15 protein-coding genes and 1 pseudogene are annotated in these 14,033 nt (G+C 42.5%); 1 reads left to right on the top strand and 15 read right to left on the bottom strand.

The genetic code is table 11. The features are described from left to right. Positions 1-48: 48 nt before the first annotated feature. From MUF05_05710 to MUF05_05695, 4 genes are all read right to left on the bottom strand, one after another. Positions 49-303: a SpoVG family protein gene (locus tag MUF05_05710; GenBank protein MCU0666569.1), complete on the bottom strand. Its 255-nt coding sequence runs from the start codon at positions 301-303 to the stop codon at positions 49-51. A 45-nt stretch (positions 304-348) separates the two neighbouring features. Further along, the gene (locus tag MUF05_05705; protein MCU0666568.1) at positions 349-1,389 is read right to left on the bottom strand and encodes a chorismate synthase; all 1,041 of its coding nucleotides are present in this window, start codon (positions 1,387-1,389) and stop codon (positions 349-351) included. A gap of 132 nt (positions 1,390-1,521) precedes the next feature. Continuing rightward, entirely contained in the window at positions 1,522-2,049 is a 528-nt protein-coding gene (locus tag MUF05_05700; protein ID MCU0666567.1) for a thermonuclease family protein, read from the bottom strand. A 7-nt stretch (positions 2,050-2,056) separates the two neighbouring features. Beyond that, the gene (locus tag MUF05_05695; GenBank protein MCU0666566.1) at positions 2,057-2,608 is read right to left on the bottom strand and encodes a DUF3786 domain-containing protein; all 552 of its coding nucleotides are present in this window, start codon (positions 2,606-2,608) and stop codon (positions 2,057-2,059) included. Positions 2,609-2,752: 144 nt separating this feature from the next. On the opposite strand from MUF05_05695, the gene MUF05_05690 reads away from it, so the two are divergent. Then, complete coding sequence (locus tag MUF05_05690; protein MCU0666565.1) at positions 2,753-4,633, top strand: DEAD/DEAH box helicase; 1,881 nt, start codon at positions 2,753-2,755, stop codon at positions 4,631-4,633. On the opposite strand, the gene MUF05_05685 is transcribed toward MUF05_05690, so the two are convergent. The 11 genes and pseudogenes from MUF05_05685 to MUF05_05635 form a co-directional block, all read right to left on the bottom strand. Next, entirely contained in the window at positions 4,630-4,905 is a 276-nt protein-coding gene (locus MUF05_05685; protein MCU0666564.1) for a DUF192 domain-containing protein, read from the bottom strand. The genes MUF05_05690 and MUF05_05685 overlap by 4 nt on opposite strands. Before the next feature lie 145 nt (positions 4,906-5,050). Next, positions 5,051-5,491: an NUDIX hydrolase gene (locus MUF05_05680; GenBank protein ID MCU0666563.1), complete on the bottom strand. Its 441-nt coding sequence runs from the start codon at positions 5,489-5,491 to the stop codon at positions 5,051-5,053. 165 nt (positions 5,492-5,656) lie between these two features. Next, positions 5,657-5,902, bottom strand: a pseudogene (locus MUF05_05675) (macro domain-containing protein). Positions 5,903-5,994: 92 nt separating this feature from the next. Next, the gene (locus MUF05_05670) at positions 5,995-6,741 is read right to left on the bottom strand and encodes a TIGR02281 family clan AA aspartic protease (protein ID MCU0666562.1); all 747 of its coding nucleotides are present in this window, start codon (positions 6,739-6,741) and stop codon (positions 5,995-5,997) included. Continuing rightward, positions 6,738-7,508, bottom strand: coding sequence for a fumarylacetoacetate hydrolase family protein (locus MUF05_05665; protein ID MCU0666561.1), 771 nt, complete (start codon positions 7,506-7,508; stop codon positions 6,738-6,740). The genes MUF05_05670 and MUF05_05665 overlap by 4 nt, the downstream gene beginning before the upstream one ends. A gap of 9 nt (positions 7,509-7,517) precedes the next feature. Continuing rightward, positions 7,518-9,494: an ATP-dependent helicase gene (locus tag MUF05_05660; protein ID MCU0666560.1), complete on the bottom strand. Its 1,977-nt coding sequence runs from the start codon at positions 9,492-9,494 to the stop codon at positions 7,518-7,520. A 27-nt stretch (positions 9,495-9,521) separates the two neighbouring features. After that, positions 9,522-9,923 carry a PilZ domain-containing protein gene (locus MUF05_05655; protein ID MCU0666559.1) on the bottom strand — a complete coding sequence of 134 codons (402 nt, stop codon included), beginning with the start codon at positions 9,921-9,923 and terminating at the stop codon, positions 9,522-9,524. 204 nt (positions 9,924-10,127) lie between these two features. Then, positions 10,128-10,292: a hypothetical protein gene (locus MUF05_05650; GenBank protein MCU0666558.1), complete on the bottom strand. Its 165-nt coding sequence runs from the start codon at positions 10,290-10,292 to the stop codon at positions 10,128-10,130. 29 nt (positions 10,293-10,321) lie between these two features. After that, on the bottom strand, positions 10,322-10,771 hold the full coding sequence (locus MUF05_05645) for a glycine zipper domain-containing protein (protein ID MCU0666557.1): 450 nt from the start codon (positions 10,769-10,771) through the stop codon (positions 10,322-10,324). 89 nt (positions 10,772-10,860) lie between these two features. Next, positions 10,861-12,024 carry an AAA family ATPase gene (locus tag MUF05_05640; GenBank protein MCU0666556.1) on the bottom strand — a complete coding sequence of 388 codons (1,164 nt, stop codon included), beginning with the start codon at positions 12,022-12,024 and terminating at the stop codon, positions 10,861-10,863. Between the two features lie 175 nt (positions 12,025-12,199). Beyond that, on the bottom strand, positions 12,200-14,033 hold a 1,834-nt coding region (locus tag MUF05_05635), incomplete at its 5' end, for a dockerin type I repeat-containing protein (protein ID MCU0666555.1).

Raw genomic sequence — 14,033 nt, 5'->3', positions numbered from 1 at the left:
GGCAAAGGCTACGAAGCTTACCGCCTCGTAGCCCTAACCGAATCACCATTATTCCTGATACGCTTTTAACACTAAGTCACTCAATTCCTGCTTAATCTCTTTTGTGGTCGGATAAACGGTATCATACCACTTACCGTCTTTTCCCTGATGCCGCGGCATACCCACAAACAACCCCTTACTACCGTCAACTACCCTTAGGCCTTTTACCACCACCCCGCTTAATGCCACGTCCACAAAGGCCTTGGTCTTGGTTTCGCCGTCGATCTTATAGATCCGGCTCACTGCAATCGCGCTCTCTGACATAGCAATCACCCCCTTTGTTTTATTAGACGAAGGAGATGATGTTTTCTAACAGATTTTTTTTCGGTATGCCAAAAAAGCCTGTTTTATATCTTTAAGGTTATCTGCGCCAAACTTTTCCAAGAAGGCCCCTGCCAACACAAAAGCACAGGCGGCTTCGGCAACTACTGCCGCCGCATGCACCGCGCAAGTATCAGAGCGCTGGACATTGGCCTTGCAAGGCTTTTTAGTGCGCACATCAACCGAAGCTAATGGATGCGCCAAAGTAGCAATCGGCTTCATGCAGGCGGAGAAAACAATATCTTCGCCATTTGAAATACCGCCTTCAATTCCTCCGGCATTATTGGTGCAACGGTAATATCCGTTACAATTAGAATAAAGAATCGGATCGTGGCACTCTGAACCAAAACAATGCCCATAAGCAAATCCTAAACCAAAACCTATGGCCTTGATCCCGGGGATGGACATAACTTGCGCGCAAATCCGGGCATCAAGCTTACGGTCAGGCTGGACGTGGCTGCCTAATCCGGGGATAACGCCAGATACCTGCACCTGAAATATCCCGCCCACAGTATCACCCTTATCGTAAGCCTCTTTGATCCTCTGGGGGATTTCTTTAGGACGGCTTTCACCGCCAACAATTGCCACATTGCTTTTAATCTTCACCCCAAATTCTTCCAGTAATGTTGCGCAAACCGCTCCCACAGCTACCCGAGAAGCAGTTTCCCGCGCCGAAGCCCGCTCTAAAATATCACGCATATCATGCGTGCCGTATTTTAAGAATCCGGCTAGATCCGCGTGCGCTGGACGAGGCGCAAAAACATCAGGAAGCTTATTAATAGAAAAGTCTTTATTCTTGATCATCATGCCAATGGGACTGCCGATGGTTAAGCCCTTTCTTGTCCCGGAAAGAATATTTACTGTATCTTTCTCAATTTTCATGCGCGCGCCCCGGCCCGGCCCCTCTTGGCGGCGCTTAAGCCAAAGGTTAATTTCTGAAGCATCAAGCTTTAGCCCCGCAGGAATACCTTCAAGTATAGCCATAAGCGCTTCACCATGCGATTCACCACAAGTCAAATATCTAAGCATAATAAACCCCCTTGGTGAGCCCGCCACGCTTCATCAGCGGGCGAGCCAGTCCCGAAGCCTGCGCAGTAAATTTCTCGCCTGCCGTAGGCAGGCAGGAAATTTACAAGCGTTTAGGCAAGGGACAATAAATTGTTATTTCCACAAACCTCTATGATTTACCCTTGCTTCATCAAACGCCTCTTTGAATAAACTGGCATATTTAACATCCGGAGGAATAGTCAAAAGATAAGCATATCCTTCCCGAATAATCTTCTCATTCACAAATGTCCCATCCTCTAAATAAACATAAGCCAAAAGCCGGTTGTATTGGTCGCGCTTCTGAACATCAAATTCAAGGCGCACACGCTTTCCTTCAACTAAGTCTCTGGTAAAACTATAAGCCTTCTCTCCCATAGCCTTAATCAAACGCACGCTCATCTTGTTCCTTTTGGAATCGCGGTAAAGTTTTGGCGAATCGTGGGTCTCTGGTGTATCAATGCCTATAAGCCTTACTCTTTGGCCGGACGCAAGAAGCAATGTATCGCCATCCACAGCGCGTTTAACAATAGTTGTACCTTGAGCATCTACTGGATTTAAAGCGCCTTGTTTATTTAATTGGTATAGGCCTAAGCTAATAACAATTATAAAACCAAGAATGATCCAAATATAACTTTTACGCATATTCCTCCTAAACGTTTGCGCAAACTAATCCTGCCAAAACAATCATATCCTCAATGCAAAAAATATCTTTGGCGCTTTTATCCAAGAAAATATTCGCCTCGGGAGCAAATTCCTCGTCTTTCTCCCAAAGCGCCAATAATACCGGAACCCTGTCAAAAGCTTCTATGGCAACTGCATAATCGCCATAAGGTTCTTTTTTACCGGGGAAACGTCCTAAGACATCTAAGATTTTTTCCGGAGAAGCGCCGTATTTCCTGATTAAAGGGTCAATGGCGCGTTTCTTAAATGCTGCCCAATAACCCTCCACACCTGACAGCTGGCGGAAATCCAACCACTGGCCAGTAACCTGCGGCAGGCCAGAAAGGCTCTTCACCAGATAATGCAATATAATTACCGAAGGAAAATCCTTTGCCGGAACATTGCAGGACAAAGAAAAAACCTTTCTTCGCGTAATATCAACCTGGTAATTATCCGCTAAAAAGCGCACAGACAGGCTTTTTTGCTTTGTTGCCGCCTGTAATTCCTCCCAAGCCTTATCTAAAGCTGCCGCATATCCCATTCTATCAAATCCCCAATTCCAATAATACCAAATCCCAAACAAATCCAAAATCCCAAAACCCAAAACAAACCTAAAGCCTTAATACAGAGCTATTTTATGCTTTTTTATTAGATAAATCAACTTATTTACACTATAATAGCCCCTATGATTTACGACCCCTTTCAACAAACCGCCATTGACTACATCAATCAGGGCTTTTCAGTTATTGTTTCCGCTCCCACCGGAGCAGGCAAAACCGCAATAGCAGAACATGTAATTGAATCCTGCCTAAAAGAAAAATCAGGCGGAGTAATCTATACCGCTCCGATTAAAGCCCTGTCTAACCAGAAGTTCCGCGATTTCCAGAAAAATTACCGCGATGACATCGGGATACTAACCGGAGACGTTTCGCTTAATCCATTCGCGCCTGTGTTAATCATGACTACCGAGATCTTCCGCAACAAAATCTTAGACCAGCCGGAAACCCTGAAAAAATATAAATGGGTTATTTTTGACGAAATACATTACCTTGATAATCAAGAGCGCGGCACAGTCTGGGAAGAAGCGCTGATGTTTATGCCGGAACACATGCGCATACTGGGGCTATCTGCCACTATCCCCAATATTAAAGAATTGTGCCTTTGGATTGAATCCATACACCGGAAACCCATAAAATCTGTTATAGAAAACAACCGGCCTGTTCCATTGCACTTCTTCTACCAATACAATAACGAGGTTTCAGCAAATTTAAATCCCATAAAAAATCCCAGAAACTCCAAACCGAATAAAACCTTGCGCCTTATTGAATATATCCAACAGCACGAAGGCCTGCCCTGCATTTATTTTGTCTTTGGCAGGCGGCGCGCCGAAGAATTAGCCCATGATTTATCCGGATTTAATTTTTTATCCCATCAAGAAAGAACAACTATCACCCAGATGTATAAAGGCCTCTGCCGGATGTTTGATTTGGAACAGGAACCAAGCGCGGTTGACATGTATCCTTTAATTGAAAAAGGCGTGGCCTTTCACCACGCCGGGATGCTGCCCACACTAAAAGAAGCAATTGAGCGGCTTTTTACCAGTAAACTTATTAAAGTTATTTTTACTACCGAGACTTTCGCCTTAGGCATCAATATGCCCAGTAAAAGCGTTGCCTTTGATGAATTAAGGAAATTCTATGGCCGCTATGTCAGAAGCCTGAAGACGCGCGACTTCTATCAAATGGCCGGGCGCGCCGGCAGGCGCGGCATAGACAAAGAAGGATTTGTTTATTCCCGGGTTAACCCTTTTCGCATACAGCCGCACGAAGTAAAAAAAATTATCTATTCTCCCCCGGAAGAAGTGATCAGCCAATTCAACACTTCTTATGCTACTATTCTTAACCTTTATGAAAAACACCGGGACAAGGTCTTAGAAATTTATCCGCGCACCTTGCATTATTTCCAATCCCGTAAGAACCGGCAGAAAGAAGCCTTGAGGCTAATGGATGCCAAATTAAAACTTTTAAAAAAAGACGGCCATATCCAAAACGATATGCTCACCCAAAAAGGCGCCTTTGCTAAGACAGTTTACAGCTACGAGCTTTTGATGGCGGAACTTTTTGTTATCGGGGCATTAGAGCAAATGGATGAGGTCCAACTTGCCCTAACCTGCCTTGCCGCGGTCTTTGAGCCGCGCAAAGGGCAAGAAATATTAGATATTTCTCACCGCGCGCGCAAGGTAAGAAGGTATTGCGAAGAGATCTTTGCCCACATTAAAGAGAAGGAAGAATCGTTTCGTATCTACCCCTCAAGTAAAATGCCTTATTTTAACCTTTCTACAGCTATGGAGGCATGGTTAAACGGCACGCAATTCAATAAAATATTAAAATACACTGATACTGATGAAGGGGAAATTATTCGTTATTTCAGGATGAGCGTGCAGATATTGCGGGAAATAAACGATAATAAAGTATCCTCCGCCGCACTGCACAAGCGCCTGGGAGAAACCATCCGAGTGATCAATCGTGATATTGTCAACGCCGAGAACCAGCTGAGAAAAGGTTAAAAGTCTACTGCCATACCTATCTGGATGCCATTCTTAACGCAAAACCCAGCATTAACTTCCAAAACATAAAGCACTGCCGATACCGGGCTTAAGGCGGGGCAATTATTTTCACAAATTGGCACATCTGTATCAATATCTATTATCTTCTTGTGCTTATCAATCCAGATTATATCCAAGGGAAACCGCATATTCTTCATCCAAAAACCTGGGGTACGCTCTTCAGGGAAAATAAAAAGCATGGCCTGATCCATGGGCAAGCTCGCCCTGTACATAAGGCCTTTTTGCCACTCTCGCGGATTAGTTGCCAGTGTTGCGTTTAAGGTAGTTTTATTTAAGCAAACCTGAACAGCTTGCTGTTGAGAAAAAATTTGTAGGGGCAAAAAGAAAACAAATAAAAGCAAGATTACTGCTTTAAAATTAAAAAGGATTCTTGCCTTTTTTGAAAACAAGGTAATCCTCCAGTATTTTCTTGTGGTCAAAAGCGAAATCTTCTTTTTCAATCTCTTCAATAGGCAAGACGCGCAAGTCTGCCGCATCATCGCCGGCTTTAGGATTACCCTTAGCTTGAGCAATAAAAACTGTGCCAATAGTATGAAAACGCGCGTCGCGATTAGCGGCAGAATAGGTATGGAATTGCTGCAGATTAAATATATCAAGCCCGGTTTCTTCTTTCATCTCTCTTGTTACTGCCTCTTCAAGGGCTTCGCCATAATCTACAAATCCTCCGGGAAGCGCCCAGCCAAAAGGCGGATTAGATCTTTTGATGATCACTATGCCTTGGGGTGTTTCAATAATCGCGTCCACCGTAACAAAAGGCCCCCAGCCTAGGTTATTAACGATATATTCCAAATAGCCAATGGCATTCTTATTAAAGACATCCAGGGCCTTTTGGTCATTCAAACAAAAAATAATTTCCTTAAGATGCGTTTTTTCTTCGCGCAGACACTTAAAAACACACTGCGCCATAATCTTAGCGCAGGCAACCAAAGGGAATCCCCCAGTGCCGCATCCCAATGCCGGCAAGGCCAGGGAATTTATCTTTAACTGTCCAGCTAAACGTAAGGCGCTCGCGCAAGAAGCGCGTATCTTATGTTCATCGGTTTTAAAAGTCATCCCCATAGTCGCGGCATGGATCACATATTTGCAAGGCAAGTTCCCTGCGCAAGTCACTACAGACTGACCGATATCAATAGGGCCTTTTTTAACTGCCTCTTCTTCAATAATGCCCCCGCCTTTTCTTTTGATTGCCCCTGCCACGCCGCCTCCCATGACTAATTTATTATTGGCAGCGTTAACAATAGCATCAACCTTCAAACTTGTGATATCCGACAAAACAGCCCTTACTTCTGTTTCTTTTAGCCTCATCTTATCCTCTCCAAAACAAGCTTATTGCCTTTAGCGTCATACTGGAAATTAAACCTTTTTAAGAAAGACATGCCCAAAAGTCCGTCCTGAATATTCAGGTCTTTATGCTCTTCGGTAAAAAACGCTGCCTCCACATCGGATGCCTCCACATTTTCTACCCGCACATTGCTTAAAATAATATAACGCGCGGGCAATTTCCTGCCATCAGCTACCTGTATCTCAACCGGCGTGCCGTCCTTATAAATATTAACCCCTATCCTTCTAGCCATATCATTAGTCAACAAAATAAGAGATGCCCCGGTATCTATGATCAACCTTGCCCTTAATTTTTTATTTAAAGTGGCATCTACCAAAAGATGCCCTTCGGATTTTTCTACGCTTACTTCTTTAGGCCTATACTGCTGTTTTATTTCCTCTATGGCCTTTTTTTCTTTCCACTGCTGCATTTCCTGCTTCCATTGTTCTTCAGCTTTTGCCTGCATCTCTTGTGATTTCTTGCGCTCAATCTCCCAGTTCTTTAAAATAACCGCTATTTCATCCGGGCTTGACCTCTCTACTTTCTCTACCGCGGCCCTCTCAAAGGTAACTGTGCCAAAACCTACATCTAACTCAACACTCTTATCGTTTTCAAACTTAACCAACCCCTCCAAGGTCCTTCCGTTTTTTAAATATAAAGTGTCCGCGCAGGCAATGCCAATAATTGTAAATACGCCAAGCGCGAAAATGCACATTCCTATTTTCATGCAGTTCTCCTTATTTTTTTAACCCGGTTCACCAAGCGGCCAATACCCTGAATTTCTATTTCTATTAAATCTCCCGGGCGCATTGACCCCACCCCAAAAGGTGTTCCGGTAGAAATAATATCTCCCGGGTACAAAGTCATAATACTGGATATAAAAGAAACCAGATAATTAACCGGAAATATGAAATTGCTGGTGTTAGAATCCTGCTTTATTTTACCGTTAAGATATGATTTTACAAAAAGATTTTTCGGATTAATATCAGTTTCAAGATACGGCCCTACCGGGCAGAAGGTATCAAAAGATTTCGCTCTTGTCCATTGCCTGTCTTTTTTCTGGATATCGCGGGCAGTCACATCATTTAAACAAGTAAAACCCAAAATATAAGAAACAGCTTTCTGGGGAGAAATATTTTTAGCCTTTTTCTTAATCACCAATGCCAGCTCCGCCTCGTAATCAAGCCGCTTAACCTGCGCAGGATAGATTATTTCTTCCTGATGCGCGATTAGAGAGGTAACCGGCTTGATAAATATAACCGGCTCTTTGGGGACAGGCATATTTAATTCTTTGGCGTGGTCTTTATAATTTAAACCTACCAGAATAATTTTTTGCGGCACAGCCGGAACTAAAAATTTTATTTTTGATAAGGAAATTTGGATATTGCTTTTGCGGATGCCTGAATAAGGCTGTTCTTTTAAAAGCTGGACATGATTGCCGGAAATAACTCCCCAGAATTGTTTATCGCGATAAGAAAATCTGGCTATGCGCATAAATTTATTTTACCCTAAGATATCCTCAAATTCAACATCATCAATACCCAGAGATTCCCCGGAAGAATTCTCAATATTGGCATATTTCTCAATCAAGGAATCCTGAATAATAAAACGCGATGGCTGATTGAACATGGTATTACTGGAGCCGAAATAGCTTCTCCCTGAGCGGTTAAGCTGCGGCTTGATCATAAACAGCCGCTGTTTAGCGCGGGTAAGCGCCACATAAAGAAGCCTGCGCTCTTCCTCCACGGCCTGGGGCTTCTCAACCGATAGATAAGAAGGCAAATGCCCTTCGGCAAGATAGATCAAGAAAACATTTTCCCATTCCAAACCCTTGGCAGAATGAATAGTAGACAGTGTTAACACGTCATCTTTTTTATGCGGGTCTCTTCCGGCAAGGGACTTTTCCGGAGGCTCAAGCGCCATGTCAGTTAAGAAACGTTCCAACGACTTGTAACGCGCGGCAATACGCATTAAAGAATCCAGATCATTGACCCTTTTATTATGGTCGTCATATTTGTCTTTTAATAACGGCTCATAGTGTTTTAAGAAACCCTCAATTAGATCAACCGGCAGGATATTTTTACCTTGTATATCTTTGAGCATAACGCACAAACTGCGTAAAACAGAAGTTTTATCAAGAATCTTATGTTTTAAATTAAATACGTCACCCTTAGCCACTACTTCCTGAATAAAACGCCCCGCAGTCTTAACCCCAATAGAAGGCATTAAAAGAAGAAGCCTCATCCAACTTGCCGTATCAAGCAGATTATAACTTATACGCAAATAAGAAAGAATATCTTTTATGTGCGCGGCCTCCACGAATTTCTGCCCTCCGTATTTTACAAAAGGGATACTGCGCGAGGCCAATTCTACTTCCAAGTCATTGGAATGCCAGCCAGAACGGAATAAAACTGCCACCTCGGAAAGAGAAGTTCCATTCTCTAACAATTGTACAATCTTATCCGCGACATATTTGGACTGGGCGTGTTCATCCAAAACTTCAGAATATACCGGGACACTGCCGCCTTTTTTACTGGTAAAAAGCTCTTTGTCAAATTTCTCCTCCGAGAAACGGATGATCTGATTGGTCAGGTCAAGAATAGGCTTTACTGAACGGTAATTCTCCTCTAATTTAATCACATTGGTGCCTTTAAACAGTAAAGGGAAATCCATAATATTCCTGAAATTCGCCCCGCGGAAAGAATAAATACTCTGGGCATCATCGCCTACGACCATAACATTGGAATGCTTCTTGGCTAAAAGGCAAACTATTTCTGCCTGTATTTTATTTGTATCCTGATACTCATCTACCATAATATACCTATACTTATCTGACAGCCTATCACGGATCTCTTCGTGGGTAGAAAGAAGTTGTTTTAAATATACAAGGAGATCATCGTAATCAAGCATAGAATGTTTTTGTTTATAGCTTGAATATTCATTTTTTATCTTTTCCAGCTCCTCCACCCACTGCATGAATTGCGGATATTCATCATAGGCAATACTCTCAATAGAATCAGACTTATTCACAGCTTTAGAAATAATGTCTTGAATGGTCTGCTTCTTGGGAAAATGATCCTTAAATTTCTGCATCCCCAATTCCACGCGCGCTAAATTGATGATATCCGCGGAATCAGCATCATCAAGTATGGTGAAATTAGAGGATAGATTGACCAGTGACGCGTATTGGCGCAAAATATAATTGGCAAAAGAATGAAATGTGCCTCCGGATACATTATGGCAGCGGCTGTCTAAAAGTATGGAAGCGCGCCTAAGCATTTCTTCAGCAGCTTTACGGGTAAAGGTAAGAAGAAGTATTTGTTCGGGATTTACTCCTGCAGAAACTAAATGCGCCACCCGGTGCACTAAAACACGGGTCTTGCCGCTACCGGCTCCGGCAATAACAAGGTATGGGCCTTCTGTAGAGGTAACGGCTTGAATTTGTGCGGGATTAAGTTGATTTTGCAAGTCTTGGGACATGCTGGAATTATACCACAAAACCCAAGATTATAAAGACTTCAGAGACAATTTACCGGATATACTTTCGTCTTCTTGAGAGTTGGTATTTATTTCGTTAAAAGACACCCCCACGCGATAATCGCCTCCGGCATAAGATACGCAAGAGCGCACTTGAGCGGTCATTTCAACCGGGTCATTAAAATCCACCATCCCGTCTCTACGCACTTGGAATAAAACCAACTTCATGCTTAAGCAGGATTTTTCCGGAAGATTGTATTTACTTAAAAAAGCCATCCCCGCTGGGCTTATATCTAAAGTCGTAGCCTCAAATTCCCTATCACCTGTTCCTATTTTTAGATCAAGGGGAGATTGGACACGGTAGAAAACGCTCAAATTCATATTCAAACGCTGGAAACGCCTGCGATCAGAAGAGTGCGAGTGCATATACATAATCTGCCACCTTTCTTGAAAAGCCGCGGGCTTTTCTAAAAAAATACCACGGCGATTGCTCTCTTCCGTGGCAGATTATTTTTTAATGGCAAGGGGAAATCTACTATGTTTGGTTCCATAAGGCATTGCCTGCCTGCTGGTATTTCCCCCTCGCCATCAAAGAAAATTTAGCATAAAATTGACCCTTTTTCAAGGGTAAATTTTTTATTGCTCTTGGGACTGGTTCTCTTTAACGAATTTCTTTATCTCGTCGATGTTTTCAATGATAAGCCTGGCTTTTCCTACGCCAAAGGAAAACGGATACCTGTCCTCTGTATTGCGCTTCAAGATCAACACCGGCTTGCCTTTGTATTCAGTCTTCTCGATCATATTTTCCTCCTGTAGTGTGAAATTATCTATTAATTCTGGGCCATCGCATCAATAACCGCCTGCGACACGCCTTGAGCTTGTAAATAAGTAACATCTTCGGGTTTCAAATTAAACTTGGAACCAGTCTTTTTAATTTTATCAATAATAATATCATCCGGAGTTTTAGATTTAGCAAGGTCAATAACTTCTAAAATTGACATCTGACCTACGGAAACTGCTGGTGCCGAAGCCATTGCATCCTTGGCTGCAGGTTTTTCAATTTGACTTCCTACCGCGCCTCCTGCTGCCGCGCCTACTGCCGCTCCGATCAATGCGCCGCCTGCGTCATGTCCGCTCTGATGCCCGATTATGCCCCCTGCTGCCGCGCCTAAAAGGCCTCCAATACCAGCGCCTTCTGCAACACGGGTTTTATTGCCTTCACAACCAGTTAAAACTAGAACAAATATGCCTACAGATAAAACCGATAATACTTTGCGCATCTTCCCCTCCTATTAATATAAGAATAATTATAATTAATAATATTATATTTATTATATATAATGGCAGGAAAGATGCAAGAAATATTTGATCAGATTATTTTCCCTGACCACAATTCCTGCAAAAATACCTCCCATGGCCATATCATTATTTTCCCATGCGCCCTTTTCTCTTTCTCATTGCACACTACTATGGCTTTCTTGGGAGGACATGCCTGGATAAAAGCCTCTAATCCACTCATATCTCTTGTATCTATACGGCTGGCCCCCTTTATTTCTATAGCAACCTCTCTATCTCCAAGCACAAAATCTACTTCAAGGCCGGTTTTTGTCCTCCAGAAATTTATACCAAAATCCTTACTGGTATATGACCTGAAAGCAATTATTTCCATAAGTATGAAATGCTCAAACGCCTTCCCAAATTCAGAGCCCTTTTGTTCCCATATATTCCTTTTGGTCAAATGTCCAGCTACCCCTACATCGAACATATAATACTTAGAGGCTTTCATTATCACTTGCCGTGATTGCCTTTTCTTAAAAGGTTCGATCCTCACAGCCAACAAGGTATCCACAAGAATTTGATAATATTCTTTAACTGTTTTGGCGTCAATGCCGCAATCACGCGCGATATTGGCATAATTAGTTATTTCGCCATGAGAATATCCGAAGGCGTCAAAAAATCTTGAAAACGCAGGGATGTTGCGCGTCAAACCTTCTGCAAAAACCTCTTCGCGTAAATAATCCTGCACATAAGCTTCTAAGGATTTTTTACAGTCTTCTCTATGTTGCAAATAATGAAGCGGTATTAGGCCCTGATTTAAAGCACGCAGCAAGTTTATCTGGCCTATTTCTAGGCTAGTAAGCGGAAACAGTTCATAGCGCCACGCCCTGCCTCCGAGCAGGTTCGCATGCCCTCTTTTTAACTTTCTTGCGCTTGAACCGCAAAGCATAAAACGTAAGCCCTTATTTTCTATTAGCCAATGCACCTCATCTAATACCTGGGGCACCTTTTGCACCTCGTCAAGTATTATAGGTTCTTTAAGTAGCGTTCCTTCTTTTGCAAGCAGCCGCTCCCGCAAAAGCGATGGATTCTTTGATATCTCAAAGAATAAATCTGTCTTCAAAAAATCATAAACAATACTATCCGGGAAGTTTTCCTTTAAATATGTGGTTTTACCCGTTTTTCTGGCACCCCATAAAAACGCAGACTGATTCTTAGGCAGCTTAATCTTCAAAATCCGCTTAATATTTTTCATCTGGATAATCCTCCATATTAGTATTACTATTATGGAGTATACTCCATTCTATTTATTATGTCAAGTATTTAACTCTTGAATAAAAAGTTTGAGGCAGAGATGCGAAAGATGGGACCTACAAACATAGGGAAGATTTAAAGTAATCTTTGAGAAAATCTAGACTTCGAAGGAACTGCTATGATTCTACTGGAAATTTACTTATAAAGCCGACTGCTTTTTGAGCGATCAACGCTGCATCGTAAGCTGTTATAAAACCATCCCCTGACACATCGGCAATTGTTAATTTATCACCCAACGCATCAAGCCCAACGGCAATACGCGCTGCAAGGGCCGCATCATAAGCACTAAGCGCGTAATCACCAGAAACATCGCCATACATAACAACGCCTTTATCCGGCCAGATCGGGCCGTAGTTTGCGCGATAAGTATCCCACATATTACGCGTAAAACTTCCTACATTACTCCAATAACCATAATTTTCTCCGCCTACCTTAGTGGCTGCCATATACCTGTCTGTGTAATCAAAATACGCGTTATGGTTCCATATTTCTTTTGCGTTCATCATTAAAGCGGCTAAAGCTGGCCCATGGAATGGCGGAGAAGCTATATTTCTATAACCTGCAGACCAAAGATTGTTGGTTGCGTGAGGCCGTTCGGAATGATTAATTCCCCACTCCGGCATCCCGATATCCTTATTAACATATGGTAAATTAGGATCATAACCGGGTTTCCAATATGCGCTATTAGTTAAATCCACATCCAATTGTGTAACATAAAAACTCTGGTCATCTTCTCCAAAATGCACATAATCAGCAGGTGGACCGTTGGTCACAGGACAATCCCACCCGCCTCCGGGTTCATAATATTTAACAGGGCTTGTGTTGGGCATTGCGCTATAAAGATAATCCCCACTTTTCATCCCTACATTTTTCATTTCGCTATTGTTAAGCATGATTCCCGCAAAAAGAATTGGCCATTTACGGCCACCAGCGTGTCCGCCGTCATTTAGCCAATTCCGCGTGCCTCCATCTGCTACGATGCCATAAAGATCAATCCCAAGCTGGACATAATAAATAAGTAGTTTCTCTTTTTCTGTAAGCGAGAAATCCAAATGAAGCATTAACGCCCCTATACCGATAACATCATGCATAACGGCACCATAGTTAATATTAATGCTATCCACCGGGAATATATACTTCCCGCTCCATCCTGCAATATGCCCTAACCATGGCTTCTGAAATTTGGCCTCTACAGAAGCAATAGCCGGCGTACCTGTCACTTTTGGGAGAGACAAAAGCATATCCCGAAGTAAATTTTCAGTAGAGTAAATTGTTTTTGTCAAACCGCAATATGTTGGCCTAAAACTGTTTGCAGAAGGAGCTTGCAAAAGCACTGTCAGGATAGATGCCGTTTTAACATCAGAATCGCTGGTGTTTGGTCCATCAATAGTCCTAGATCTGCTCCTTGTAGAAATAAGAGAACTGCTAGCAGTAACCGTAAGTGGGTTTTGCGCATTTACGCCAAGAGCAACGTTTAGGCCGTTTGAATATTCAATACGAAAATCCTCAAGATTACTGTTATAGCCTTGCCGCGATTCATTTGCGCGTGGATTTATCATTGACCCATTGATCGTTATGCCATTTGGAACTGTCCATCCATCTTGTTGAAATGTACCGTCGCTAGTGATAGATCGGGGGAAAATCTCAATTATCTTCACCGGCCCCACTACCCAATAATCCCCATTTACAAATTTTCCATACAAATATTTATTCCCGCTTAAAACTTCTGGGTCACTCTTATCATCTGTAATAGGCTTATCAAATGTCCAAGTAATCCCCCACTGCTCAATATAATTAGGGCCCACTGCCGCCTGCGCCGCGGGAGAGGCAAAAAGACACAGAGTTATAAAGAACAATAACCAATAACCAAATCCCAAGCTCCAAATAAATCCCAAATTCCAATAACCAATACCCAAACCTGTTTGGTTGATTGGTTTTTGATTATTGGTT

The sequence above is a fragment of the Candidatus Omnitrophota bacterium genome, assembly GCA_025453395.1.
Taxonomy (GTDB): domain Bacteria; phylum Omnitrophota; class Gorgyraeia; order Gygaellales; family Profunditerraquicolaceae; genus JAlOQK01.
This window is presented reverse-complemented; position numbering and strand designations above follow the sequence as displayed.

What these genes read in the sequence shown, in the direction of transcription:
- MUF05_05655 (MCU0666559.1), bottom strand. Translation starts at nt 9,923, where the DNA reads ATGTATATGCACTCGCACTCTTCTGATCGCAGGCGTTTCCAGCGTTTG.
- MUF05_05690 (MCU0666565.1), top strand. Translation starts at nt 2,753, where the DNA reads ATGATTTACGACCCCTTTCAACAAACCGCCATTGACTACATCAATCAG.
- MUF05_05650 (MCU0666558.1), bottom strand. Translation starts at nt 10,292, where the DNA reads ATGATCGAGAAGACTGAATACAAAGGCAAGCCGGTGTTGATCTTGAAG.
- MUF05_05710 (MCU0666569.1), bottom strand. Translation starts at nt 303, where the DNA reads ATGTCAGAGAGCGCGATTGCAGTGAGCCGGATCTATAAGATCGACGGC.
- MUF05_05695 (MCU0666566.1), bottom strand. Translation starts at nt 2,608, where the DNA reads ATGGGATATGCGGCAGCTTTAGATAAGGCTTGGGAGGAATTACAGGCG.
- MUF05_05685 (MCU0666564.1), bottom strand. Translation starts at nt 4,905, where the DNA reads ATGTACAGGGCGAGCTTGCCCATGGATCAGGCCATGCTTTTTATTTTC.
- MUF05_05645 (MCU0666557.1), bottom strand. Translation starts at nt 10,771, where the DNA reads ATGCGCAAAGTATTATCGGTTTTATCTGTAGGCATATTTGTTCTAGTT.
- MUF05_05640 (MCU0666556.1), bottom strand. Translation starts at nt 12,024, where the DNA reads ATGAAAAATATTAAGCGGATTTTGAAGATTAAGCTGCCTAAGAATCAG.
- MUF05_05660 (MCU0666560.1), bottom strand. Translation starts at nt 9,494, where the DNA reads ATGTCCCAAGACTTGCAAAATCAACTTAATCCCGCACAAATTCAAGCC.
- MUF05_05665 (MCU0666561.1), bottom strand. Translation starts at nt 7,508, where the DNA reads ATGCGCATAGCCAGATTTTCTTATCGCGATAAACAATTCTGGGGAGTT.
- MUF05_05670 (MCU0666562.1), bottom strand. Translation starts at nt 6,741, where the DNA reads ATGAAAATAGGAATGTGCATTTTCGCGCTTGGCGTATTTACAATTATT.
- MUF05_05700 (MCU0666567.1), bottom strand. Translation starts at nt 2,049, where the DNA reads ATGCGTAAAAGTTATATTTGGATCATTCTTGGTTTTATAATTGTTATT.
- MUF05_05705 (MCU0666568.1), bottom strand. Translation starts at nt 1,389, where the DNA reads ATGCTTAGATATTTGACTTGTGGTGAATCGCATGGTGAAGCGCTTATG.